The sequence below is a fragment of the Parolsenella catena genome (genome assembly GCF_003966955.1).
In the GTDB taxonomy this organism is placed as follows: Bacteria; Actinomycetota; Coriobacteriia; order Coriobacteriales; family Atopobiaceae; genus Parolsenella; species Parolsenella catena.
The window spans coordinates 59,851-85,044 of sequence record NZ_AP019367.1 but is presented as its reverse complement, the minus strand read 5'-3'; the positions used below and the strand labels follow the sequence as shown (position 1 = coordinate 85,044).

23 protein-coding genes and 1 tRNA gene are annotated in these 25,194 nt (G+C 64.2%); 8 read left to right on the top strand and 16 right to left on the bottom strand.

The window, feature by feature from the left end; translation table 11 throughout:
• Positions 1-10: 10 nt before the first annotated feature.
• The gene (locus Pcatena_RS00360) at positions 11-1,597 is read right to left on the bottom strand and encodes a sugar ABC transporter ATP-binding protein (RefSeq protein ID WP_126420614.1); all 1,587 of its coding nucleotides are present in this window, start codon (positions 1,595-1,597) and stop codon (positions 11-13) included.
• Positions 1,598-2,135: 538 nt separating this feature from the next.
• Between Pcatena_RS00360 and Pcatena_RS00355 the strand changes: the two genes are divergently transcribed.
• From Pcatena_RS00355 to Pcatena_RS00335, 5 genes are all read left to right on the top strand, one after another.
• Complete coding sequence (locus Pcatena_RS00355; RefSeq protein ID WP_126420611.1) at positions 2,136-3,095, top strand: sugar-binding transcriptional regulator; 960 nt, start codon at positions 2,136-2,138, stop codon at positions 3,093-3,095.
• A 12-nt stretch (positions 3,096-3,107) separates the two neighbouring features.
• On the top strand, positions 3,108-4,670 hold the full coding sequence (gene lsrK, locus Pcatena_RS00350; RefSeq protein ID WP_126420609.1) for an autoinducer-2 kinase: 1,563 nt from the start codon (positions 3,108-3,110) through the stop codon (positions 4,668-4,670).
• A 73-nt stretch (positions 4,671-4,743) separates the two neighbouring features.
• The gene (locus Pcatena_RS00345; RefSeq protein ID WP_126420607.1) at positions 4,744-5,103 is read left to right on the top strand and encodes a cupin domain-containing protein; all 360 of its coding nucleotides are present in this window, start codon (positions 4,744-4,746) and stop codon (positions 5,101-5,103) included.
• A gap of 51 nt (positions 5,104-5,154) precedes the next feature.
• Positions 5,155-5,245, top strand: a tRNA-Ser gene (locus Pcatena_RS00340).
• 153 nt (positions 5,246-5,398) lie between these two features.
• On the top strand, positions 5,399-5,947 hold the full coding sequence (locus Pcatena_RS00335) for a LemA family protein (RefSeq protein ID WP_126420605.1): 549 nt from the start codon (positions 5,399-5,401) through the stop codon (positions 5,945-5,947).
• Between the two features lie 97 nt (positions 5,948-6,044).
• On the opposite strand, the gene deoC (Pcatena_RS00330) is transcribed toward Pcatena_RS00335, so the two are convergent.
• From deoC (Pcatena_RS00330) to Pcatena_RS00315, 4 genes are all read right to left on the bottom strand, one after another.
• Positions 6,045-6,689 carry a deoxyribose-phosphate aldolase gene (gene deoC / locus Pcatena_RS00330; RefSeq protein ID WP_126420603.1) on the bottom strand — a complete coding sequence of 215 codons (645 nt, stop codon included), beginning with the start codon at positions 6,687-6,689 and terminating at the stop codon, positions 6,045-6,047.
• 253 nt (positions 6,690-6,942) lie between these two features.
• Positions 6,943-7,227: a PTS sugar transporter subunit IIB gene (locus Pcatena_RS00325; protein WP_126420601.1), complete on the bottom strand. Its 285-nt coding sequence runs from the start codon at positions 7,225-7,227 to the stop codon at positions 6,943-6,945.
• A 206-nt stretch (positions 7,228-7,433) separates the two neighbouring features.
• Entirely contained in the window at positions 7,434-8,849 is a 1,416-nt protein-coding gene (locus Pcatena_RS00320) for a PTS ascorbate transporter subunit IIC (protein ID WP_126420599.1), read from the bottom strand.
• A gap of 98 nt (positions 8,850-8,947) precedes the next feature.
• Complete coding sequence (locus Pcatena_RS00315) at positions 8,948-9,403, bottom strand: PTS sugar transporter subunit IIA (protein WP_172596325.1); 456 nt, start codon at positions 9,401-9,403, stop codon at positions 8,948-8,950.
• Between the two features lie 276 nt (positions 9,404-9,679).
• Between Pcatena_RS00315 and Pcatena_RS00310 the strand changes: the two genes are divergently transcribed.
• Positions 9,680-10,474: a DeoR/GlpR family DNA-binding transcription regulator gene (locus Pcatena_RS00310; RefSeq protein WP_126420597.1), complete on the top strand. Its 795-nt coding sequence runs from the start codon at positions 9,680-9,682 to the stop codon at positions 10,472-10,474.
• A gap of 75 nt (positions 10,475-10,549) precedes the next feature.
• Here the strand turns inward: Pcatena_RS00310 and Pcatena_RS00305 are convergent, their stop codons facing one another.
• A complete protein-coding gene (locus tag Pcatena_RS00305; RefSeq protein WP_126420596.1) occupies positions 10,550-11,218 on the bottom strand; it encodes a transaldolase family protein in 669 nt (222 codons plus the stop codon).
• Between the two features lie 168 nt (positions 11,219-11,386).
• Here Pcatena_RS00305 and Pcatena_RS00300 point away from each other — a divergent pair, with 168 nt between their 5' ends.
• A complete protein-coding gene (locus tag Pcatena_RS00300) occupies positions 11,387-12,142 on the top strand; it encodes a DeoR/GlpR family DNA-binding transcription regulator (protein WP_126420594.1) in 756 nt (251 codons plus the stop codon).
• Between the two features lie 194 nt (positions 12,143-12,336).
• On the opposite strand, the gene Pcatena_RS00295 is transcribed toward Pcatena_RS00300, so the two are convergent.
• The 7 genes from Pcatena_RS00295 to Pcatena_RS00265 form a co-directional block, all read right to left on the bottom strand.
• Positions 12,337-13,554 (bottom strand): Nramp family divalent metal transporter, encoded by a 1,218-nt coding sequence (locus Pcatena_RS00295; RefSeq protein WP_229059608.1) that lies wholly within the window; start codon positions 13,552-13,554, stop codon positions 12,337-12,339.
• A gap of 96 nt (positions 13,555-13,650) precedes the next feature.
• On the bottom strand, positions 13,651-15,492 hold the full coding sequence (locus tag Pcatena_RS00290) for a magnesium transporter (protein WP_126420592.1): 1,842 nt from the start codon (positions 15,490-15,492) through the stop codon (positions 13,651-13,653).
• Between the two features lie 362 nt (positions 15,493-15,854).
• Positions 15,855-17,672 (bottom strand): polysaccharide deacetylase family protein, encoded by a 1,818-nt coding sequence (locus Pcatena_RS00285; RefSeq protein ID WP_172596323.1) that lies wholly within the window; start codon positions 17,670-17,672, stop codon positions 15,855-15,857.
• Between the two features lie 75 nt (positions 17,673-17,747).
• Complete coding sequence (locus tag Pcatena_RS00280; RefSeq protein ID WP_126420588.1) at positions 17,748-18,650, bottom strand: PRC-barrel domain containing protein; 903 nt, start codon at positions 18,648-18,650, stop codon at positions 17,748-17,750.
• 73 nt (positions 18,651-18,723) lie between these two features.
• Positions 18,724-19,158, bottom strand: a complete 435-nt coding sequence (locus tag Pcatena_RS00275) for a YtxH domain-containing protein (protein WP_126420586.1) — start codon at positions 19,156-19,158, stop codon at positions 18,724-18,726.
• 81 nt (positions 19,159-19,239) lie between these two features.
• Complete coding sequence (locus tag Pcatena_RS00270) at positions 19,240-19,857, bottom strand: cyanophycin synthetase family protein (RefSeq protein WP_126420584.1); 618 nt, start codon at positions 19,855-19,857, stop codon at positions 19,240-19,242.
• Positions 19,858-19,982: 125 nt separating this feature from the next.
• Positions 19,983-21,308, bottom strand: coding sequence for a hemolysin family protein (locus Pcatena_RS00265; RefSeq protein WP_126420582.1), 1,326 nt, complete (start codon positions 21,306-21,308; stop codon positions 19,983-19,985).
• A gap of 451 nt (positions 21,309-21,759) precedes the next feature.
• Between Pcatena_RS00265 and deoC (Pcatena_RS00260) the strand changes: the two genes are divergently transcribed.
• The gene (gene deoC, locus Pcatena_RS00260) at positions 21,760-22,488 is read left to right on the top strand and encodes a deoxyribose-phosphate aldolase (RefSeq protein WP_126420580.1); all 729 of its coding nucleotides are present in this window, start codon (positions 21,760-21,762) and stop codon (positions 22,486-22,488) included.
• A gap of 125 nt (positions 22,489-22,613) precedes the next feature.
• Here deoC (Pcatena_RS00260) and Pcatena_RS00255 read toward each other — a convergent pair whose 3' ends face one another.
• The 3 genes from Pcatena_RS00255 to Pcatena_RS00245 all read right to left on the bottom strand — a co-directional run bounded on the left by Pcatena_RS00255 (position 22,614) and on the right by Pcatena_RS00245 (position 25,076).
• Positions 22,614-23,330 (bottom strand): GntR family transcriptional regulator, encoded by a 717-nt coding sequence (locus Pcatena_RS00255; protein ID WP_198433403.1) that lies wholly within the window; start codon positions 23,328-23,330, stop codon positions 22,614-22,616.
• Between the two features lie 165 nt (positions 23,331-23,495).
• The gene (locus Pcatena_RS00250; RefSeq protein ID WP_126420578.1) at positions 23,496-24,140 is read right to left on the bottom strand and encodes a ribulose-phosphate 3-epimerase; all 645 of its coding nucleotides are present in this window, start codon (positions 24,138-24,140) and stop codon (positions 23,496-23,498) included.
• Between the two features lie 9 nt (positions 24,141-24,149).
• A complete protein-coding gene (locus Pcatena_RS00245; protein WP_126420576.1) occupies positions 24,150-25,076 on the bottom strand; it encodes a type I phosphomannose isomerase catalytic subunit in 927 nt (308 codons plus the stop codon).
• Between the last annotated feature and the right edge of the window lie 118 nt (positions 25,077-25,194).

The following is a 25,194-nucleotide window of genomic DNA, read 5'->3' as shown; positions in this document are numbered from 1 at the left end:
CGGTCTAGGCTCATGCCGACACCGCCCCCTTGTCGCTGGTGACGCCGAAGGCCGCGGACATGAGGTTGTCCTGCGAGATGTCGGCCTTCTGGAACTCGCTGTTGATGCGACCCTGGAACATGACGACCGCACGGTCCGCGAGCTCGACGACCTCCTCCATGTCTGAGGAGATGAGCAGGATGGAGACGCCGGACTCGCGAAGCTTGTTGAGCACCGCGTAGACGTCGCCACGGGCAGCTGCGTCGATGCCTCGGGTGGGCTCGTCGAGAATGACGAGGCGCGGTTCGGAGGCAAAGATGCGGCCGATGATGATCTTCTGCTGGTTGCCGCCGGACAGGCCGCCAACCTCCTGGTCGAGGCCCGTGACCTTCGTGCGGAAGTCGTTCACGTACTGCTGGGAGATCTCCTCCTCCTTCTTGAAGTTGAGGAGGAAGTTGCCCAGGCGCTTGCCACACAGAAGTGAGCTCGTCGTGTTCTCGGAGACGTCGCGGATGCGGAACAGAGCGTCCGCAAAGCGGTCCTCGGGCACGTAGTTGATGCCGGCGTTGATGACGTCAGCCGTGCTCTTGCCCGTGATGTCCTTGCCGTCGAGCAGGACCTTGCCGCCAAGCGGCTTCTCCATGCCAAAGATGGTCGTGGCCATCTCGGTGCGGCCGGCGCCCACGACACCAGCCATACCCACGATCTCACCGGGGTAGACCTTGAGGTTGACGTCCTTGAAGCCATAGCCCGAGAAGCCCTGGAGCTCCAGCACGGGGTCCGCGTCGTAGTCGATGGCACGTGCCGCCGCGGCGGTGTCCGAGCGGATGTTAGAAGCATCCGGCGGAAGCAGGCCGCGGACGAGGTCCTCGCGCGTGAAGTCCTTGATGTTGCCCTGCATGGCCACGATGCCGTCGCGAAGGATGGCGACGCTCGTGGCGAGCTCGAACACCTCGGCGAGACGGTGCGTGATGTAGATGATGCCGATGTTCTGCTTCTGCAGCTCGCGCACGCAGTTGAACAGGCTCTGGACCTCGTCGAACGTGAGCGCGGAGGTGGGCTCGTCGAGAATGAGCACCTCGGGGTTGCGCATGAGGCCGCGCAGGATCTCGACCATGCCCTGCTCAGCGATGGAGAGCGTCATGGCCTTGCGCTCGAGGTCCATGTGCCAGCCGGTCTGGCCCATGACCTTCTCGAGGCGCTCGTTGAGGACGTTGGCCTTTTCCTCGAAGCCGATGGTGATGTTCTCGCGAACGGTCATGTTCGGGAACAGCATGGGCTCCTGAGGAACCATATAGATGCTGTGGGCGAGGGCGGCCTTCGGGTTCGAGATGTCCACCTTGTCGCCATCGATGACAACGTCTCCGCTGTCCGCGGAATAGATGCCCATGATGATCTTCATGAGCGTGGACTTACCGGCGCCGTTGCCGCCGATGAGGGCGAGCACCTCTCCGTGGTCGACCTCGAGGCTGATGCCCTTGAGGACCGCGTTCGTTCCGAACGACTTGTAGATGTCGTGGACGGACAGGAGCTTCGAGCGCCCCTTGATGTCCTCGACAACCTCACGGAGGGCGTCGGCGCTGCCCGCTGCGGGCGACGACTGGGTCTCGTTGGTCATTCGATTCCCCTCCCCTTGAGACAAATGATCTGCACACGACTAATCAGTCGATTTCGATTCCAAGGTATCTATTGATCTTGAGGGGTCGTACTACGCGTACAGCGAACGGTAGCAATTGGCACGCGGACGGTAATTTGCACGACACTCGGACGATTGTTCCGTTTTCAGGTTTGAGCTCTCGGCCCAATTGAGACCAGGGCAGAATGCGAGCCAGCGCGGGCAGCCCGGAAATCAACGGGATAATTTAAGGGATATTTCGTCAGACCTGAGCCGAATTCACCAACGTTTACGTGCGAGTTTCCCAAACGGAAACAGAGACGATTGCATTCGCCTAGCCCAGGCGACCCCTCACGGGATTCTCGCCCCCACGAGATTGACACCCCATTTTGGTCGCTGTATAGCTAACTCAGACTTTTGTTCGTGATGCTGACATCTGTTCATCGCCCGAACAAAAGTGATTCGCGCTCAGGGGACACCCGCCAAGACCTCGGGGCGTTCGACACATGCAAGCCTATCGAACAAAGGACGGAGGCAGGACATGACCGACGAAGAGTACCAACTCATGCTCAAGGCAACGTGGCTCTACTACATGGAGAACTACACCCAGCAGCAGATCTCCGCCCTCATGGGAGTCTCCCGAGGCAAGGTCATCCGCCTGCTCGATGAGGCGCGCAGCGAGGGGATCATCCGCTTCCTGTTCCGGCAGAACGACCAGGAGCGCATGGAGATCGAGCGCGACCTCGTTGCCAAGTTCGGCCTTCACGACGCGTTCATCGTGCCCACGCCGGCGCACAAGTCTGACCTCATGAACAGCATCGCGCGCGCCGCCTCCATGTATGTGGCAGACCACCTGCGCGCAGACGGCTTCCTCAACATCGGATACGGTGACATGACGGGGCGCATCCTCGACAACCTCGCCACGACGCGCCACTCTGACGTCAACGTCGCGAGCCTCACGGGCGGCGTGAGCTACTACCTGCCCAAGGTGAGCTCCGAGGTGTTCGCCATGCACCTCTATCTCACGCCCTCCCCGCTCATCCTCTCTTCGCAGAACCTACGAGACGCCCTGCTGCGCGAGCCCGCCATCCAAGACGTCTACCGCATGACGAGCCACGCGGACATGACGGTCGTGGGCATCGGCAGCATGGACGAGGAGGCCACGATCATCCGCAACGGCATCTTGAGCAAGACGGACTTCGCACTGCTCAAGATGCAGGGAGCGGTGGGCGACGTCCTCAACCACTTCATCGACGCAGACGGCAACCCCGTCGACACCGACATCGAGGACCGCATCGTGAGCACGAGCCTCGAGACGCTCCAGGGCATGCGCAACGTCGTGGGCGTCGCAGGCGGCAAGGTGAAGATTCCCGCGATCAACGCGGTTCTCAAGCATGGCTACCTCAATGTCCTCGTCACCGACGAGGTCACGGCACGGGGACTGCTCTCCTACGGAGAGGCCCCCACCAACACGGCAATCGAGTACGAGAGTTCGAATTAGGAGATGGACGGCATGGCAAAGTACCTCATGGCAATGGATGCGGGAACCGGCAGCGTGCGCGCTGTCATCTTCTCCACCGAAGGCGACCAGGTGGGCTGCGTCCAGAAGGAGTGGACGCACAACGAGGATCCCCGATGGCCCGGCAGCATGGACTTTGACTGGACCACGAACTGGGAGCTCGCGCGCACGTGCGTGAGCGAGGTCCTCGCCAAGACGGGCATCGACGCCTCCGACATTGCCGCCGTCTCGACCACCTGCATGCGCGAGGGCATCCTGCTCTACGACAAGGACGGCAAGGAGATCTGGGCCTGCGCCAACGTCGATGCGCGCAGCAACGACGAGGTGGGCGAGCTCATCGCCATGAACCCCGACCTTGAGGCCGAGCTGTACCGCGAGAGCGGCCAGACCTACGCCCTCGGCGCGCTGCCGCGCCTGCTGTGGGTCAAGAACAAGATGCCCGAGGTCTACGAGAAGACCGCCCGCATCGGCATGTTCAACGACTGGCTCATCTACAAGCTCACCGGCGAGCTCGCCGTTGAGCCCTCCAACGGCTCGACGACCGGCATCATGAGCCTCGAGACCCGCAACTGGGACCCGAGCATCGCCGAGCGCTGCGGTCTGCGCACCGACATCTTTGGCCCCGTCAAGGAGAGCGGCGAGCTCGCCGGCACCGTAAGCGCCAAGGGGGCCGCGGACACTGGGCTTGCCGAGGGCACGCCCGTCATCGTTGGCGGTGGCGACTGCCAGCTTGGCATGATCGGCGTGGGCGCGTGCCTGCCCGGACAGGCCGGCGTCTTTGGCGGCAGCTTCTGGCAGTACGAGTTCAACACCGACAACGCCGCGACCGACTCCGACTGCCGCGTGCGCGTGAACTGCCACGCCACACCGGGCGTCTGGCAGTACGAGGCCCTCGCGTTCAAGCCCGGCCTCGTCATGCGCTGGTTCCGCGATGGCTTCTGCCAGGCAGAGAAGGAACAGGCCAAGGCCGAAGGCCGCGACGTCTATGACGTCATGAACGAGAAGGCCGCCAACATCCCAGCCGGCAGCTATGGCATGGTGTGCTGCTTCAGCGACATCATGAACTACATCCACTGGACTCACGCCGCGCCGACGTTCACCAACTTCGAGCTCGAGCCCGAGAAGTTCAACAAGTACACGTTCTATCGCGCCATTCTCGAGAACACGGCGCTGCTCGTCCGCGGCCACATCGAGCTCGTGCGCGAGGCAACCGGCAACGAGCCCGAGGAGCTCATGTTTGGCGGCGGCGCGGCCAAGAGCCCGCTGTGGAGCCAGATCGTCGCCGACGTCACGGGCAAGCGCGTCAAGGTTCCCGTGGTGAAGGAGGCCACCGCCCTGGGCGCCGCGATCATCGCCGGCACGGGCGTGGGCATCTACCCGAGCGTGGCCGAGGGTGCCGCCAAGGTCGTGAAGTACGACACCACCTACGAGCCCAACCCGGAGAACGCGGCCGTCTACGAGGAGCTCTATCAGACGTGGAAGAAGGTCTACAAGCAGCAGTTCGAGCTGAGCGAGGCTGGCGTCACCAAGAGCATGTGGCGCGCGCCCGGCCTGTAGGCCCGAGCGCAGCTAGCCGCTAGGAAACCAGGAACGGCCCGCTTGAAGCGGGCATAAGCAAAGGAGAACAATCATGGCAGAGACGTTTGTCGTCAACGAGAACGACTTTGAGTACCGCTTTGGTGACTCTGGCCCCAAGTACCTGATGAAGGGCCCCCGCATGAACTACGCCCTCGTGCAGTTCCAGCCCGGCCAGAGCTTCCAGGCCCACCACCACAACGTCATGGAGGAGAACTTCTTCATCCTTGAGGGCAAGGTGGACATCGTGGTCGACGGCGTCTGCCACACCATCAGCGAGGGCGACTTCATCCACATCGGCCCGGGCGAGGTCCACTATGTGAACAACCCCTACGACAAGGTGGTCAAGATGGTCTCGACGCTCGCCCCGTTCCAGGAGGTCGACAAGATCGAGGATCCCAATCCGGAGTACTAGGAGAACGCACGTAGCCGCAGGGCCGAGCGCCTGTTAGAATTGGTTTTTGCTGGAGGAGTGGCAGAGCGGTTGAATGCGGCGGTCTTGAAAACCGTTGGGCGGCTCGTCCGTCTCGAGAGTTCGAATCTCTCCTCCTCCGCCATGAGAGCACAGGCCTCGTCGGTTCGCCGGCGGGGCCTTTTCTTGTGGCGCGCCCAGGCGAACCACTCGCACCGCAGGCTCTCGATACGCACCGTTTGCTGGGTATACTCATCTCACGCGCCGCACAAGGCGGCACTACGGAAGGGAGAGCGCCATGGGCGTCGGCATCGTCATTGTCGTTGCGGTCATCGTCGTGATCGCACTGTTCTGCATCCACCTGAGCAACAACATCGTGAGACTGTCCAATCGTTGCGACAACGCCTGGGACCAGATCAATGCCCAGCTCAAGCGTCGCGCCGACCTCATCCCCAACCTCGTGGAGACCGTCAAGGGCTATGCCTCCCACGAGTCTGGCACGCTTGAGGCCGTCATCGCCGCGCGCAACGGCGTTGTGAAGGCCACCACGCCCGACGAGGTCATGGCCTCCAACAACGTGCTCACCGGAGCACTCCGCCAGCTGTTCGCCGTCTCCGAAAGCTACCCCGAGCTCAAGGCAAACGCCAACTTCCAGCAGCTCCAGAATCAGCTCGAGGAGACCGAGAACAAGATCGTCTACGCTCGCCAGAGCTTCAATGACTGCGTGCTCATGTTCAACAACGCCATCCAGACGTTCCCCGGCAGCCTGTTCGCTGGCGGCCGCGCCCCCAAGAAGGGCTTTGAGATCTCTGACGCAGACGCCCAGGCCCCACAGGTGAAGTTCTAGCCTGAATCTGCGGCCTGGCCCACGCGAACACCCGGATACGACAAGAGCCCCTCGCAGACGGATGCGAGGGGCTCTCTTCTTGTCTATGAGCGCAAAGCTAGCAGCCGCTCATGATCTGAACGCCAGCGCTGCAGCCAAGGCGGTCTGCGCCAGCCTCGACCATGGCCTTGGCCTCCTCGGCGGTGTGGATGCCGCCGGCAGCCTTGACCTTGCACTTGTCGCCCACGGTCTTGCGCATGAGGGCCACGTCTGCCACCGTGGCGCCGCCGGTCGAGAAGCCCGTGCTCGTCTTCACGAACGTTGCACCGGCCTCGACGGAGAGCTCGCAAGCCTTAACCTTCTCCTCGTCGGTGAGCAGGCAGGCCTCGATGATGACCTTCACGCACTTGCCGTTGGCAGCCTTGACGACGCCAGCAATCTGGTTACGAACGGCATCATAGTCGCCGTCCTTGAGCCATCCCACGTTGATGACCATGTCGACCTCGTCGGCACCGGCCTCGACGGCCATGCGGGTCTCCTCGGCGATGGCAGCCGGAAGCATGGCACCCAGGGGGAAGCCCACGACGCAGCAGGTGTTGACGTCGCTGCCGGCGAGCTTCTCGGCACAGAGGGGCACCCAGCAGGTGTTCACGCAAACGGAGGCAAAGTGATACTCGAGCGCCTCGTCGCAGAGCTTCTCAATCTGGGCGCGCGTGGCGTTGGGCTTGAGCAGCGTGTGGTCGATCATGCGATTGATTTCCATGTGCATCTCCTTTTCCTGCGTGCCCCAAACGGCACGTCGAATCTGCGAATCGATAAGTTTGCATTGGCCATACATTTGACAGCCAAAGCATACGACACACCAGGAAGCTAAAGAAGAAGCCCGGCATCGCCGCACGTTTGTACCGTACGAACGATGCCGGGCCACGTTTCTCTGGAAAGAGTGCCGCAGCGAGACTGCGACGAATGCGAATATCTTCGCGCGTGCGATCACCGAGGCGATCGACAGACAAGGCTTAGCGGGCGAAGGCCTCGGTGAGCTTCTCCTGAAGCTCGTTCTTGTCAACGATGTTGTTGAGGATGACCTTGGAGTCCTCAGGGACACCCTTGATGAAGTCAGCGAGGTCGCAGCCAACGACGAACAGGTCGGCAGCGCCGGGCTTGACGTCGGAGGTGGTGGAGTGGCTGACCTGGATGTCGGTACGGCCCATCTTCTTGAGGACGTCGTTGATGTTCATCTCGACCATAAGGCTGGAGCCGAGGCCAGAGCCGCAGGCGCACATAATCTTGTGGACTTCCATGGTTCCTCTTTTCGTATCGCGGCGTTCCCCCCTGGGCACGCCGCACGCTTTACGCGCGGAACATACCGCGCACTAACAACGATGGTACCCAATTGCGGGGCCAGAGCCGCAGCCCCAGCCCCGCAATCGGTAAGGTGACACAAATTCGGGTCAGACTGGCATTCGCTTACAGGGCGGGTTGCCAGCTAGCCCTTCCGCAGCAGATGCTACTCAGCAGCGACCTCGTGCTTCGGGGCGACGAAGTTGTACACGATCGGCGCGACGAAGAAGAGGATGCAGATGATGAGGAGCGGGGAGCCGGGCAGGGCCTGAGCCAGGTTGCCGAACAGGATGCCGAGCCAGGAGAAGTCGGCGTCGGAGAACGTGGCGGAGGTGAAGCCGAGGCTCGTGAAGACCGGCATGCAGATGGCCGGCAGGAAGGTGATGAGCAGGCCGTGGACGAAGGCGCCCGCGACGCAGCCCTTCACGCCGCCCTCGGCGTTGCCGAAGACACCAGCGGTGGCGCCGCAGAAGAAGTGCGGGACAACGCCGGGGAGAATCAGGGCAACGGGAGCGAGGTTGGCGTCGATGGCAGACAGGATGAACAGGCCGACAACGCCAGCGGCGAAGGAGACCAGGAAGCCGATGATGACCGCGTTAGGAGCGTAGGGGTACGCAACCGGGCAGTCGATGGCGGGGATGGCGCCGGGGACGAGCTTCTCGGCGATGCCCTTGAAGGCGGGGACGATCTCGCCGACGATCAGGCGGACGCCGGAGAGGACGATGTAGACGCCGCCAGCGAAGGCGCAGCCAGAGGTGAAGGCCCAGACGACCCAGTTGGTCTGGGTCTCGGTGCCGACGTTGAGCAGCTCGTTGAGGTAGGTGAACTGCGTCGGGTCAGCGGAGAGGATGCCACGGGCAACGGCAACGCCGGTCACGACGACGAAGAAGACGATCATCGTGATGGAGATGGAGACCGTGGTGTCACGCAGGAAGATGAGACGCTTCGGGAAGTTGATGTCCTCAGTGGACTTACCACCCTTGAAGAGCTTGCCCACCTGACCGGCGATGGCGTAGCCGATGCCGCCGAAGTGGCCGAGGGCAACGCCGTCGGTGCCGGTGACCTTCTTGAAGGTCGGCTGGCAGTAGGCCGGGGAGAGCACCATGATGAAGGCGAGGACGCAGCCACCAGCGACGATGAGCTGCCAGCCCTCGAGGCCGCCGATGCTCAGCACGACGGCGAGCATGCACGCCATGTAGAGCGTGTGGTGACCGGTGAGGAAGATGTAGTGCATGCGCGAGAAGCGAGCAAGCACGATGTTGAGGAGCATGCCCACGCACATGATGAGTGCGGAGGCCTGACCGAAGTCGGTCAGAGCCATGGACACGACGGCCTCGTTGTTCGGCACGACGCCCTGCATGGAGAAGGCGTAGTTGAAGATCTCGCCGAAGGCGAGCAGGGAGCCGGACTGCAGGTAGCTGGAGCCGGCGGTGAGAACCAGGAAGCCCACGATGGTCTTGATGGTGCCCATGACAATGTCCTCGATCGGCTTCTTCTGAAGCGCGAGGCCGAGGAGAGCGAGAAGGCCGACGAGGATAGCCGGCGTAGACAGAATGTTGACGATAAAGTCGATGACTGCCATTTCTTCCCTTCCTTCCTAACGTAGTACTGCATTTTTACCTGCCGCGCTCGACGGCTGCGGACGTCTTGCGCGGCGCGATCGCCAAAAGTCGCCTTGATTTACTCCTCGGTGGGGGCGCAGAAGAGGGCATAGACCTCGTCTGCGTCCTTAGCCTCGGCAATCTTGGTGATGTTGGCGGGATCACTGAACATAACGGCCAGCTTGCGCATGACGTCAATGTGGGAGTCGGCGTCCTCGGCGGCCAGGGTCACGAGAAGACGGACGTCAGGGCCCTCCTCCTTGAAGCGCACCGGCTCACGGAGCACGGTGACGGCGAGCTGACGCTTGATGACGCCCTGCTCGGGACGAGCGTGGAGCAGCGCCAGGTCGGGGCAGATGACGAAGTAGGGGCCAAACTCCTTGGCGTTGGAAATGATGCCGTCGATGTAGTCGGACTTGACGTAGCCCTGGTCAACGAGCGGCTGAACCGCGACGTGGACGGACTCCTCCCAGTCGTTGACCTTCTCGACGATCTGGACGTTCTGACGCTTGAGCATGTCCTCCATACCGGCCATGGACAAACCCCCTCCTGTAAACAACTACACATAAAACCTTCATGCATTGTACAGATTGGCTTCGCAGATTGCAGCTTGATTTCCTGATTTTTCCTGTTTGCCCGGTTCTGCTTCCTGTTTGCGGTCGATTTTTGGCGGTGAACGGCACTCACCGATTACAATCTGGATGCTTCCTATAACATGTGGTAAACGCGACTGGCTGCCCCCCCAAGCAGGCATGCCCGACCTTCACGCAGAGGTGTCGCGACCCATCAGTCTTCGAGTCGGAGCAGCACGTTGTTTCCCAAAGAGCGCAGGAAAGAGATTCTGGAGATCGTGAACGCCACGGGCTTTGCCACCGTGGACGACCTTTCCAAGCGCTTTGGCGTGAGCGTCGACAGCATCCGCAAGGACCTCAAGGTCCTGCAGCTCGAGGGCAAGATCAAGCGAGAGTACGGCGGCGCGCTGCGCCTCGAGCCCGAGAGCGCGGCCGCTCCTGACCCTGCACCCTCCCCCACGCTCGAGAGCATCCTCGCAGACGACGAGGCCAAGGCCGATGCCGGCCGCCGCGCGGTTGCCGCGCGCGCCTGGCTCGAGATCAACGACGGAGACGCCATCTTCCTTGGCGTCTCGCGCACGAACGCCTACCTCGCAGACCTCATCGCGGCGGGCGATAAACGCCTCATCGTCACGACGAACATGATTGATGTGCTCCAACGCCTCGCCGGCAACCCCAAGATCACGGCGCTCGCCACCGGCGGCTATCTCAACGTGCTCAACAACGGCTTCACCGGGCCCGCATGCATCAGCCTTCTCGAGCCGTTGCTGTTCTCCAAGGCGTTCCTCGGCACGTGCGGCGTCGACCTGGGCACGAGTGCGGTGCTCGCCACCACGACGGATGACGGCAAGGTGGACGACCAGGTGCTCAAGAACGCGTCGTATCGCTTCCTTCTCGCCGATCACGAGAAGTTCAGCATCCACAGTGGGTATCGCTGGGCGTCGATCTCTGACTTCACGGCGGTCATCACGGACTCCACCGACTCAAACGTTCTGCGTGCCATCGCGGCAACCGGCACGCCCGCGCTCTGCTAACGCGGCATCCCAAAGAAGCGTCCCAAAGGCGACTGACACCTTTGGGACGCTGAACGCCTATATGTGTCCTAGCCCCTACAGGCCGAGCTCGTTGCGACCGTAGGCCTTCTCCCAGGACTCGCTGAACTCGTCAACGGCGATCTTGGTGCCGGGGTGGTCGATCATGGCGTGCAGTACCGCAGGCGGGAACGTGATGGCCTGGATGCCGGCCTTGATGAGCTCGTGCACCTGGTTGGTGTTATGCAGCGAGGCGGCCATGACCTTGGAGCTCAGGCCCTGGACGCGCAGCATCTCGATGAGGTCCTTGACCTGCTGGACACCGTCACCGTAGTTGGACATGCGGTTGGTGTACGGGGCGATGTAGTCGGCGCCGTTGACGGCGGCGAGGAAGCCCTGCTCGGAGGAGTACACGGAGGTGGAGAGCACGTTCAGGCCCTCGGCCTTGGCGTCCTTGCAGGCCTTGAGGCCGGCCGGAGACACGGGGATCTTGGCGTAGGTATTCTCGGGACGGAGGGCATTGATCTTGCGGGCCTCGGCCATGATGCCGTCATAGTCCGTGGCAACGACCTGCACGAACAGCTTCTGCTCGGGCTTGAGGTAGTCGATGATCTCCTTGAGGGCCTCCTCGGGGGTCTTGCCGCTACGCGTGATGATCGTGGGGTTCGTGGTGACGCCGTCGACGTTGAGCAGGGAGTCGAGCACCTTGATCTCGTTGATATCGGCGGTATCGATGATGACTTCCATGGCGCATCCCTTCGATTGGGCCGCACGATCTGTCTCGCACGGCGGCCGCACGCATGCGGCAGTTACTTCTCGGCCATAAGATAGCGCGGAGATTATCGTTCTACAAGTAGTTTGACTTGTTTTATCTTACTCTGTAGTAAATCAGGCTTAGTGTTGTGGGAGGCAGACATGTACTCGAGCGAGAGACAGGAAGAAATCGCCCACATCATCGACGTCGAGGGGCGCGTCACCGTCGCCGAGCTCTCCAAGAGGTTCGCCGTCACGAGCGACTGCATCCGCAAGGACCTGCGCCAGCTCGTGGCGCAGGGACGATGCCGCAAGGTGTACGGCGGCGCCACGCGCATAGAGGGCGAGGTCAACCGCAACATCGCCGAGCGCGTGGACACGCTGCGCCCCGAGAAGCAGGCCATCGCCGCGAAGGCACTCGAGCTCATTCGTCCGAGGCAGACCATCTACCTTGATTTCTCGTCCATAAACATCCTGCTTGGCGAGATGATCGCCGCAAGCAGGATGTCGCTCACGGTTGTCTCGAACTCGGTTGACGTCATGCGCGCGGTCTGCCGCGGCGGCTCGGCGCGGGCCTTCTGCCCAGGCGGCACGTACAGCGTGGAGTACAACGGGTTCATCGGGCCGCTCGCGGCGCACGCGCTCGACGCCTACCGGTTCGACGCCGCGTTCATGGGCGCCGTTGGCGTGGACGCGCAGGACGGGGACGTGCTCACGCTCGACCTCGACGACGTCCCGGCCAAGCAGGCGGCGCTCGAGCGCGCGAGCCAGAGCGTGCTGCTGTGCGGGACCGACAAGCTCGGGCGCTCGGGCACGTATCGCTATGCCTCGCTCGACGACTTTGACATCGCCATCTGCGACGAGGACCGCCCCGGTGCCATCGCAGCGCTGCGAGATAGCGGCATCAACGTGCTGTAGCGCGGCATGTTCGCACGCGCATTGCACTCGCATGGCGTTATCGCACGTGCGCCGCAATCGCATGGCGTTATCGCACGTGCGCCGCAATCGCGTGGCGTTATTGCACGCTCAGAGGGTGCGTAGCGTGCAAAAGCGCAACGGCAATGTTCTCGCCGTGCAGAAACGCTCCGGGAATGGCAGCGAGGCGTCGCTGGCTAGTAGCCGAGCGCCTGCAGCACGAACATCACGACGGTGAGGATCGCAACGACCACGACGATGAGCCACGTGAGCGCCGTCCACGCGCGGCCGTTGGCGTAGGCGCCCATGACGTGACGGTCATCTGCGATGCGGACCATGAACACGAGAAGCACCGGCAGCAGCACGCCGTTGATCACCTGCGCCACCATCATGATGCCGAACAGGTCCACGCCGGGCAGCAGCACCACGACGGCAGAGAGCAGCGTGATGGCAGTAACCATGCCTCGATAGGCAGGCGCCTCGCTCCAGCTCTTGTCTTGACCTCGCTCCCAGCCAAAGGCCTCGCACACGGCGCTCGACGTGATGCCCGGCAGCACGCAGGCCGCCAGGAAGCTCGCGCCCACGAGGCCAACGCCGAACAGCACCTCGGCGTACGGGCCGGCAAGCGGCGCAAGGGCGCGGGCGGCGTCCTCGGCCGAGTTCACGGCGATGCCGGCCGGGTGCAGCACGCTGCCCGTGCACACCACGATGAAGAACGCGATGAGCTGGGCCACGACGGCGCCGCTCACGGTGTCGATACGCTGATAGGGAAGGTCGTCGGCGTCGCAGTTCTTCTCCACGACGTTGCCCTGACCCATGAAGATCATGTACGGAGAGATGGTGGTGCCGATGTTTGCCACGAGCAGGCTCACGTAGGCGGGCGTCACGTTGACCTGGGGCATGAACGTGGACTTGACGACCTCTCCCCAGTCCGGACCCACCATGAAGCTCGCGGCCACGTAGGTCACGAACACGCAGCCGATGGCGAGCAGAATCTTCTCGATGCGCTTGTACGAGCCGCTCATGCCCAGCAGCCACACCGCAATGGCCGCGATGGGCACGCTGATGATCGTGGGCACGCCAAACAGCTGCATGCCCGAGGCGATGCCCGCGAACTCGGAGAGCGTCACGGCCGTGTTTGAGACGATGAGCGCGAGCATCGCGAACGCGCTGAGGCGCACGCCGTACTGCTCGCGGATGAGGGCCGCAAAGCCCTTGCCCGTGACGCAGCCCATGCGGGCGGCCGTCTCCTGCACCACGATGAGCAGAAAGCACATCACCGGGATTGACCACAGCTGCTCGTAGCCAAAGACGGCACCGGCATTCGAGAACGTCGCCACGCCACCGGCGTCCATGCCGGCGAGCGCCGTGAGCAGGCCGGGACCGAGGGCACCCAGCACGGCGGCCACACGCAGCGGCTCGCGGCGACGGACGGGCGCGGAGCTGTCAGCGCCGACGGAGCGCACGCCGCGGAGATTCTTCCAGACCTTGAAGCTCCTCACGGGCACCGCCTACCCAAGCACCGGGGTGACGAGGGCGAGCGCCACGCCCACAAAGACGACGACGGCGAGCACAAGCGCCACGACCTGCAGCGCAAGACCGCTCGTGTCGGCACCCTGCTCGTCGCGACGGCGCAGGACCAGCAGGTAAATGGGCGCAAGCACGAACGTGATGACCACGGCAGCCACGCTAGCCTCGAAGCCGCGGAGCAGCTGGAACACGATGGCGCCGAGCCCCTCCGTGGCACCACTCACCACGCCATTGGCAGCGGCGCACACGAGCATGACGATCGCGGCCCACAGCACGCCCATCGCAATGCTCTTCACCGCAAAGCCGGGAACGGACGGGGCGTCCTCGTCGTCCTCGTCGTACTCGAGGAAGAAGTTCGTCACGAAGCGCACCATCTCGACGGCGGCGACGAGAGCGACGGGCGCCGCGAACGCAACGGCCACGCCCGTGTCCGGGCCGAGGGCGATGGCGAGCACCACCGCGGCGGCCATCCAGAAGAAGAACCACATCTCGTTGCGCAGGAAGCGCATGAGGTCGCCGGAGTTGGTCTCGGAGTCAGAGGAGTTGGCCGTACCGCCAGCGATGCGCAGGTCCTCCTCGTGCTCCTCCTCCATGACGTCGAGTGCGTCATCGACCGTCACGATGCCGAGGACCTTGCCGCTCTTCTCGTCCACGACGGGCATGGCAAGCAGGTTGTACTTGGCAATGTCTTGGGCGACGTCCTCCTGGTCGTCGTCGGGCTTGGCCGTGAGGACGTCATCATCGCTGGCGAGATCCGAGAGGGACACGTCCGGCTCTGAGACGAACAGACGGCGCACGGGTACGACGCCGCAGAGGCGCTCGTCGGCATCCGTGAGGTAGACGTAGTTGACCGGCTCGAAGTCATCGGGCAGGGCGCGCATGCGCTCGGCAACCTCGGCGACGGTGGTCTCGCGCGGAACGGAGACGAACTCCGAGGTCATGATGCGGCCCGCCGTGTCGTCCTTGTAGCCAAGCAACTGGCGGATGGCGCGCTGCTCGTTGATGCCCATGAGGCGCAGGAGCTTCTCGGCACGCTCGTAGTCAAGCTCGCCCACGAGCTCGGCGGCGTCGTCCGGGTCCATCTCAGACAGCATGCGCGAGGCGTCGGCGTCCTCCATGTCGCCCACGATCTTGGCGGCCATCTCGTCATCATCGAGCTCGGCCATGGCCTCGGCAGCCTGCGCGTCGTCGAGCTGGGCGAACACCTGGCCACGCAGGCGCGGGTCAAGCTGCTCGATGATGTCGGCAACGTCTGCCGGGTGCAGGTCGTCGAGCGTCTGGTGCGAGACGGACAGCTTCACGCTCGAGAGGTCGCGGTCGATGAGGTCCATGTAGTTCCACGCGATGATCTTCTCGGGGATGTCATGGCCCATCGCGTGGGAGGCACGTATGACGAGGCGCTCGAATGCCGGGGACAGCGCGCGCAGGATGCCGCGCACACCCACCTCGGCGCCGAGGAGGCGCAGCTGGCTCGAGCTGGTGTCGGAGAGCTTGAGGTCGTTCACGCGCACGACGCGCATACCACGGGTGTCCACGATCTGCTTGTTGAGCAGGTCTCGCGCGATGAGCACCTCGTCGGGCTGCAGGTAGGAGAAGCGGATGTCTGTTGCGGGGACGGCGAGGCGAACCTCGGTCTCGTCGAACGTCTCCACGTACTTGCGCCACGAGATCATGAACGGCGTCTTGCCGGGGCCCTGGAAGGCAAGCGACGTGACGCGGGGGAAGACCTCGCGCGTGGCGATGCCAAGGTCGTTGACGACGCCAATCCTCTCGCCATTGGCGTCGAGGACGGGGTTGCCCAGCAGCTGGGACAGATAGATCATACGTGCTCCTTTGTGCTTGCGACCGGGCGCTGCGGCCCGGCGGCACTTTAGCTGCGCGTGCGCACGACGGCTGGCAGCCATCAGGCGCTCACGCAGCCCGGACACCCCATGCGGCGTATCCGGGAGACACGTCACACGGGGTCATCGACTCACAGGTCGGGGTTTCATCAATGACCCTTCTCTTTGGGAACAGGATGTGCGGCTGTGGCCGCACGCTCGCCGCAAGGCTGCGGCGGCACACGAGCGTAGCACCCATGCGCGGCCCATTGTACACGCGTTTTGGCGGCGCCTCGCGGCGGCAGGGCCCAATGCTTGCAAAAAGCTGACGGGGCGGCACGCTCGCGCACCGCCCCGCCATGTCGCTAGTTGTCCGAGCCAGACCCGCTCGAGGAGTCCGATCCGGAGTCGTCACTCAAGCTGTCATCGCTCTTGATCTGCGTGGGCCACACGCAGCCGTCCGGCATCGCGGCATCGCCTGCGGCAACGTCTGCCGGGATGGAGCTGTCGGACTTCATGAGCTCGGTGACCGTCACGAACTCATAGCCCTCGGCCTGGAGCTTCTCGATGATCTTGGGCAGGGCCTCGACGTCTTGGTCGCGGTTGCCGCCGCCGTCGTGCATGAGGATGATGCTGCCGCTCGTGACGTTCTTCGTGGAGTTCTCCACGATGGCATCCACGCCCGGGCGCTTCCAGTCGAGCGAGTCCTGGTTCCACAGCACGCTCACGCTTGCCAGACCGCCCGAGTTGAGCCACGCCTTCTCGGTGAAGTCTCCGTAGGGCGGGCGGAAGCCCGTCGTCTTGACGCCCGTGGTGGACTCGATGGTGGAGAACGTGCTCGAGAACTCCTTCTGCAGCGCGCTCGCATCGAGCTGGGAGAGCTGCTGGTGCTGGTAGGTGTGGCTCATGACCTCGCTACCGCGGTCGCAGATCTCCTTGGCGAACTCCGGGTACTCCTCGATGTTCTGGCCGAGGTTGAAGAACGTGGCGTGGATGCCGTACTTGTCGAGGATCTCGAGGTACTTCTCGGTGTAGCTCTCGGCGGGGCCGTCATCGAACGTGAGGGCCACAAGCTTCTTGCTGTCGTCGTCCGGGGAGATCTGGTGGATGGTGACCACGGCGTTCTGCGTCTCCTCGATGGTGTCGCCGCGCGCCGTCTCGCCGGACTGCTTGCCCGTGCGCATCTCGTACTGGCCGGCCTTGGGCCACTGGGAGACGTAGCTCAGGTTGCCCCAGGCGTCGCCACCCATCTCGAGCTGCGGCTCCTCGGTCATGACCTGGACGTCGTAGTCCTCCATGCGGTCTCCGCCGTCGGAGATGTCGAGACTGTCGCCGGGAGAGACACGGTAGTTCTTGGCGTCGTCCTCGGACAGCTCGTTGCCGCCGAGCTTGGCCGTGTAGGCGTAGCCCGCCCCCTCCTGCAGGCGCTTGCCAGAGACGGAGACGAGGTTGCCGGCCTTGGGCGAGAGCTCGGCCGTCTGGATGACCTCCTCGCAGGTGCTGCCCACGCGGATGCTCATGGCCTCGCCGTTCAACGTGATGTCCACCTTGCGGTTTGACCACAGCAGCACGCCGATGATGGCGACCACTGCCACGGCGACGATGCCAACGATGACGTTGCGGGCGCCCGACGGCGCGGACTGGCGGCGGTTGAGACCCGAGGAGCGCGTTCCACCTGTGATGCCCGAGGCGAGCACCGCCATACCACCAGCGAGGCGGTTGCCACCGGAGCGACGGCCGCGTGCCGAACCACGGTCACGAGGCTGGGACGCGTAGCGAGGCTGGGCGTCATAGCGGCTCCGCCCACGCGAGGCGGACGGCCGGGCGGCGGCGCCGGCGCGAGGGCGGGGCTGGTCGTAGGGACGCGACGCCGTGGCTCGCGAGCGGGCATCCGTCCGCGGGCGTCCGTCCGTTCGCGGGCGCGAGGACGGACGCTGGGAGTAGGTGCTCGACGAGTGGGGACCCGACGGCCGCGCATCCGGGCGGCGGGGACGCGAAGACGGCGCACCATAGCGCTGCCCCTCAAAGGCCGCTGGACGAGAGGTGCGCGGGCGCGCAGCCGCGTATCCGTCACGCGTCTGTCGATAGGCAGCGCCGTCGCGTTGCGAGTCCACGCGGCGGGCGCGGTCGCGATTGTCTCGGCGACCGCGCGGGTCGCCGTATGGGTCTTGGTTGTAGGGCATGGTCATCCGCTTCTCTTGCCGCAAGGCCGCGGTCCGGGCGGCGTGGCACGGAAGGCCACCCCACCCAATGGACCGCTACTTGCTGGCCTCCTTGAACTCGCGAATGAAGCCGGAGAACATGCCCTTTGTCTTGCCGAGCTGCTCGCCAACCGCCTTCGCGACCTTTGCTCCATTATCGGCGGACGCCGAGGAGGACGCCACCTTGCTTTCGCCGGGCGAGGTCTGTGCGGGGTCGGCGCCGGCTGCCTCGTCATAGCTCGCCTTGGCCTCCCGGACCTTGCTCTTGGCCTTGCCGATCATGCGTCCAAGGCCGTGGGCGCCCTTGTCGACGGCCTTGGACGCGGCGTCGTCGAACTTGGCCGTTGCCTTCTTGGCGCCGTCCTTGGCATGCGCGTAGCCCTCGCCCGCCTTGGCGGCCAGGCCACCGGAGAGCTCGAGCTCGGCCGCCTGGTCTCGCACGATCATGCGGCCCTTGTCATAGCGAACGACCCACGCACACGGAATCTCGAAGTAGCCCACGAGCTCGCTGGCGGCGTTTCCCTCGTTGGCGCAGAAACAGTCCACCTCGCCCGTCGCCACGTCAAAGCTCGCGTCCATAACGTAGCCGAGGAACTTGCCGGACTCGCAGATGACGTCCGCGCCCTCCCAGATGATGCAGGTGTCGAGGTCGAGGCCAAGGCGCTTGCACGCCTCCTCGTCAAAGGACTCCTTGGTGCCCGCGCACAGCAGGCCGCCCTCGTGGAACTCGATGCAATCGAGCGGGACGAAGCGGTCATCCTGCTTCACCATCCCGGCCACGTCGGGACGGCGCACCATGATGCCCACGACGCGCTTGCTGTCCGAGGAGAACACGAGGTTGTGGACCTTGCCATAGCGCTTGGGCTCCGGCTGCTCCCCCGCCTTCGCCTGCTTGCGCGAGGCCTTCCCCGGCACGAAGACCCTCTTGCGAACGAGCTGGCCCATCATCTGCTTTGCCATTGCGTACCCATCTCAAAAAGACGGGGCGCCGGCGGTCTCCCGCGGCGCCCCGCATCCAATCGCTTGCGAGAGGCTAGGCCTCAGCGTCCTCGGAGCTCTCCTCCACGTGGACGTCAACGGCCTCGGTGGCAGGCGCCTGCGGAACGGCGGCGCCAACCTTGTCGGCCACGGCGGTGACGGTGTTCGTCACGGTGTCCGCGGCAGCGGCGACGTTGTCTGACAGCGTGCTGCGGAGCTGGTCCATGCGCTCGCGGGCGAGGTCGATCTTGGCGCGCAGCTCGTCGGTCGTGGCGTCGACCGTGGGACGAAGGCCGCTGAGGCGATCGTTGACGACGCTGCCGCCCTTCTCGTAGGCGTCCGCCGCGGCGTCCCAGGCGTCATTCATGGCGTCGGCAGCCATGGCGCGGCTCTCCGCGCCGGAGCGGGGGGCCAGCATGATGCCGGCGACGGCACCCACGGCCGCACCAAAGACGCTTCCCAGGACAAATCCAGCTGCACCCTTGCTCATAGCTGCCTCCTTTGGCACCCGCGCATGCGCGAGTGCTCGTTGTCGGTCGTTCGTTGTTGGCGATTATACCCAGCCGAGGGGCTATGCCTCGCCCTCTCCGGGAACGGCATCCGTCTGCGGCTCCTCCACCTGCTCGCCGACAGTGGCGTCGGCAGGCTCGTCGGCGTCCTCCTCGCGGGCGTCGGCGGCAGCGGCGTCCTCGGCGGCCTCGCGCTCGGCAATCTGCTCGGCGTTCTCCACGAGCTCGCGGATGCCCGAGACGATGGCCGCAACGTCGGGCTTGGGGTCGGCACCGCCCGAGTAGGCCCACTGCAAGATCCAGGCCGCACTCGAGAGGGCCGAGGCAACAAGGACGTCATCGGGGCAGGCAAGCTGCACGTCATAGGTGCGCGGCTCGCCCGTGACCTCCCACGTGCGCCCACAGGAGACGTCGCCACCCAGGCCCGTCTGGGCCATGAGCTCGATCGTCACATGCTCGAGCAGGTGCGCCACCTCCGTGGAGCCCATGACGTCGCGAAACGTCTCGCCGGAGTCTCCCAGGCAGGCATGCTCCGTGATCTGGGGCAGCAGGTTGTAGACGTGGGTGGTGCCGACGAGGTCCTCGTCGGTCATGAGGGGGCCACCGTTTGCGATGGTGACGCGGGCGGTGAAGTGCTTGGGCGCCACGGCGACGCGGCGGATGTCGATGAGCTGAGCCATGCTTGCTCCCTTGTGGTTGTGCGAGGTTGCCGGCGCTTGGCCACGGGGCCAGGCGGGCAACGTACCAGACGCGTGTGCGCCCTCACAAATGGTAGCCGAATTCTCCCCTCGGGCGCGGGCGGGGGCTAGCGCCGCCCGACGGCATCCTCGTCTTGGGCCTCGGGCGCCGGCGCCGGCGCGGTGACGCGCAGCAGCGCGATGCGGCGGCCACGCATGGACTGCACACGAAACGTGTAGCCCTCGACCTCGAACGCGTCGCCGGGGCTGGGTACCGAGTCGGCAAGCTCGAGAATGAAGCCAGCGACCGTCTCGTACTCCTCGGAGTCCTCGATGGGCCAGCCAAGGTCGCGGGCATCATCGATGGAGAAGCGGCCGTCAACGAGCCACTCGCGCTCAGACAGGCGCGTGAGGTACTTGTTGTCGGGGTCGAACTCGTCCTCGATCTCTCCCACGACCTCCTCGACGATGTCCTCGATCGTGATGACGCCGGCCGTGCCGCCGTACTCGTCCACGACGATGGCCATCTGGTCATGGCGCTGCTGCATCTCGGACAGCAACGGGATGATGTCCTTTGTGTCGGGCACGAACACCGGGTCGCGCACGTAGTCGCGGATGGGCCGGTCCGCCTCGCCCTTGTCGACGATGGGGCCAAGGAGGTCCTTGATGTGGGCCACTCCCACGATGCGGTCGACATCCTCGTGAAACACCGGGATGCGCGAGTAGCCCGTGCGGCGCATGAGCGCAAGGACGCTGCCCAGGGTCTCGGTGTCCTCGACGGCCGTGAGGTCGACGCGCGGCACCATGACCTCGCGGGCGATGGCGTCTCCCAGGTCGAAGATCTCGTGAATCATCGACTTCTCCTTGTCGGAGAGCTCGTCCGCGTCCGTCACCATGTAGCGGATCTCCTCCTCGGAGACCTCCTGGCGGTCGTCGGCGGACTTGATGCCGAGAAGTCGGCTCAGGCCGTCGGCAGACTTTGATGTGAGCCACACGAGCGGGGCCACCGCGCGGGAGAAGCCGCGCAGGAATGGCGAGACCGACTTTGCCACGGACTCGGCGTTGGCCAGCGCGATGCGCTTGGGAACGAGCTCGCCGGCCACGATGGAGACATAGGAGACGATGACCGTGATGACGATGGGTGCGACCGCGGTGCAGATGCCAGCCGGAGCGCCCAGCGAGATGAGCCAATCGGCAAGCGGGTCGGAGAGCGTGGTGGAGGCCACCATGGCCGAGAAGAAGCCCACGAGCGTGATGGCCACCTGGATGGCAGCGAGGAACTGGCCGGAGTCCCCGGAGAGCTCGAGCGCCACCTTGGCGCGCTTGTCGCCCTCGTCTGCGTCATGCTCGAGGACGGCGCGCTTCGCCGCGACGAGCGCGGACTCCGACATCGAGAAGTAGCCGTTGGCGATGGTGAGAACGAGCGTGAGGATGATGCTGAGCGCTACTCCCATGACGGCACCTCCCCGCACGTCAAGGTTGCAAGCGGGCTCGCGACGCGGCGGGCCTCGCGCTGGCACCTACTGTGACAGTCTCCGGTGTCGTTCTTGGCGTTCATGTTCTCCTCGCTCATGGCATGCCGGCATGGCTGCCGGCTCTGACCGGAATGCCCCGGCCTGGCCGCCGGCTCTCTCGCCGGCTGGGCGCGCATCGCGCGTAGGGATGAGTATACCCAGCGCAGGGCCTACGGCGTCTTGGGCGGGTCCACTCGTAACACAGCGATTGAAATAGTTATGTTAGTTCATATCTCCCATGGTTTGCGGAACGTCTATGACAATAAGCACCACTTGCGGGCGAGATTTCACCGTTTACAGATGACATATTGCTATAGATAACCTATTGTTCTGACATATTAGCTAAGCAAACTGAGCGGATGTAGCCGCTCGCCCATAGGAAGGATATGCCATGGCACGCTGGACCCTCGACGAGCTCTCTCGCCTCATCGACCACACGAACATCCACGCCGACGCAACGGAGGAGGACCTCGCCAAGCTCTGCGACGAGGCCAAGGAGTATCACTTCAAGATGGTCGCCATCAACCAGGTGCCCGTGAAGTTCTGCTCCGAGCGCCTTGCCGGCACCGACATCGACACCGGCGCCGCCATCAGCTTCCCGCTGGGCCAGACGTCCATCGCCTCCAAGGTTTTCGAGACCAAGGACGCGCTCGCCAACGGCGCCAACGAGATCGACTACGTCGTGAACCTCACGCAGGTCAAGGCTGGCAACTGGGACTACGTCGAGGACGAGATGACCCAGATCGTGGCCGCTTGCCAGGAGGCCCGCGAGGCCACGGGGCTGCCCATCCCCTGCAAGGTCATCCTCGAGACCTGCCTGCTCACCGATGAGGAGAAGGTCAAGATCTGCGAGATTGCCACGCGCGTGAAGCCCACGTTCGTCAAGACGTCCACGGGCTGCTCCACCGGCGGCGCCACCGTCGAGGACGTCAAGCTCATGAAGGCCACCGTGGGCGACGCCGTGCAGGTCAAGGCCTCCGGCGGCATCCGTGACGCCGACACGTTCCTTGACATGGTGCGCGCTGGCGCCACGCGCATCGGCTGCTCGGCAGGCATCCCCATCATCAACGAGATTCGCCGCCGCTTCGAGGAGCAGGGCGTCGACTCCATCGAGCTGTAGGGCCCGCACCGCACAAGACCGCACCCTCTTTGAGAGAGCGCCCGCCGGATAACCCAGGATCCGGCGGGCGCTCGCTTCATATATGTGTGGCAAGGAGGCCGGTGCCGACCATCCCCGCTGGAGGGCTACGCCTCCTCGCGACTGACGTTGAACTCGAACGTGTTGTTCTCGCCGCGGTAGGTGGCCACGGAGTACTCGACGGCCCGGCCATCGGCCTCACGCCCCACGGTGTGGAACAAGAACAGCGGGTCCCCCACCTCGACGTCAAGCAGCGCCGCCGTGGCGGAGTCCGCTTTGATGACGTCCAGGCGACGGTGCGCCTGCGTCACGGGATGGCCCTCGTCGGTCATGGCACCGTACATGCGCTCCGTCGTGAAGTCATAGCTCTCGAAGTTGGGGTAGGGCTCGACGGGAATGTAGCTCTCAACGAACACGTTGGGCTTCTCGTCCACGTAGCGAAGGCGCACGAGCTTGTAGACCTCCGCACGGGGCTTGAGCTCAAGGTTCGCGGCGACCTCCTCGCTGGCCTTCTCGCGCTTGAAGATGACGACCGTGCTGCGAACGACGCGGCCCTCGCGGCTCATGTCCTCCTCGAAGCTGCGAACGCCCATCGTGAGGCCCTGGGAGACCTTGGGCTTGGTGACGATGGTGCCGCGGCGCTTGCGCTTCTCGATGTAGCCGTCGTTCGCGAGGATCTGCAGCGCCTGGCGAATCGTGGGGCGGCTGACGCCATAGTTCTTCGCAAGCTCGACCTCGGGAGGGATGATGTCGCCCTCCTTGTAGGTGCCATCCTTGATCTTTGCGAGAAGGTCGTCCTTGATCGACGAGTAGAGCGTTGCCATGATTCTTCCGATTCGACATACCCGCACAGGCGGGCGCATTGTTAGTCTCTATATTTGATATGTTAACCATATTTGTAAGGTTTGCTAATCACAAGACGAGGCACACAAAAAGAGCCGCCGACGCCTGCGCCAGCGGCTCCCATGTCTTGCACCTGCGGTTACTACCTAAAGCTCGCGAAGCTCCTTGAAGATTTCCGCATAGGGACGACCCTTGCCAAATACCGCGCTTGTGCCAAGCACGGCTCCGTCAACGCCCATCTTGTCCGCCTTGGCAATCACCTGCGGCGAGCAGGCGCCGTCAATGATGACCTTGTAGCCGTACTTGTCCTTCGCGGCGACGAAGCGTTCGATCTTCTCGTCCACGTAGTCGAGGTACTTCTGGCCCGAGAAACCGGGGTTCACCGTCATGACGAGGACATAGTCGACCACGGGCAGCGAGGTCTCCACCGTCTCGAAGTTGACGCCGGGGTCAACGACGAGGCCAGGGTGCGCGCCCAGGCGCTCGATCTGCAGCAACGTGGAGTTGATGGTGGGCTCGGCCTCCTGGTGCACGTAGACGATTTTCACGCCGGCCTTCACGAGCAGGTCGATCGTCGTAGGCTCGTGCGTGGCCATGAGGTGAACGTCGCAGGGAACGGGAGAGCGGCGACAGATTGCCTCGACGTCGCCGATGCCCAGGCCCAGGTTGGGAACGAAGTGCCCGTCCATCACGTCGAGGTGAAAGCCGTCGCATCCGGCGCTGACGAGCTCGTCGACCTCCTCGCCCAGGCGAAGGAAGTCGGCGCACATCATGGAGGGAAGAAGCAGCATCCTGGCCTCCTAGGCGGTCGTCATGAACAGGGTCACGTCGCCGTCAAGCGAGAGGGACTCGCCGCGCGGCAGCAGGAACTGGTCGCCAACCGTGATGTCCTCGCCGTTGGCGCGGCCGGCGCCGCGGGCCACGGTGACGAGCTCGTAGGGGCCGGCCTCGAGTTCGGCAGGGCCGGTGACCTCGAGCTTCTCGACGGTGAACGAGTCGTTGGAGACGAGCGTGGTGCGCTTCATGCCCGGCAGCTCCACCGTGGTGGGCTTGGCGGAGTTCACCATCTCGGACTTGTCGTAGTGCAGCGTCTCGATGGCCGGCTCCAGGTGAAGCTCGCGCAGCGAGCCGTCGGCCTGCACGCGGTCGTAGTCGTAGAAGCGGTAGGTGACGTCGGTGGACTGCTGGATCTCATAGACCACGGTGCCCTTGCAGCACGCGTGCAGCAGACCGGCCGGGATGTAGACGAAGTCGTCGCGCTTCACGGGCAGGTGGCCGATAAGGTCGTCCCAGCGGCCCTCGTCGATGTAGCCGCGCAGGTCCTTCTCGTCAGTGGCGTTGTGGCCAAAGACGATGGCGGCGTCGGGCTCGGCCTCGAGGAAGTACCAGCACTCGTTCTTGCCATAGGGAAAGCCGAGAGGGACGGCGTGCTCGGTGTCGGGGTGGACCTGGATGGAGAGGTCGTCCTCGGGGCCAAGCAGCGAGACGATGACGGGGAAGAGGCGATCCGTGTCACCAAAGAGCTCGGAGTGCTCGCTCCATAGCTCGCCGAGGGTCTTGCCCTCGTACTCGCCGGAGACGCAGACGTTGGACTCGTCGCCCTGGACGGCGAAGGCCCAGGCCTGGCCAACGCCATCGGGCATCCAGTCATAGTGCCAGTAGTCACGGACGGTCGTGCCACCCCAGACGGTCTTCTTGGGGATGGGCTTGAAGCGCAGGAGTGCCATGTTGTGCTCCCTTCATTGGACGCAAGCGGTCGCGGTGGCAATGGCACCGGGGTCGATTGCCAACGCCGCCGCTTGCCCTTAGCTGACAAACAGAGGCAGGCCCCGGGAGCCGCAAGGG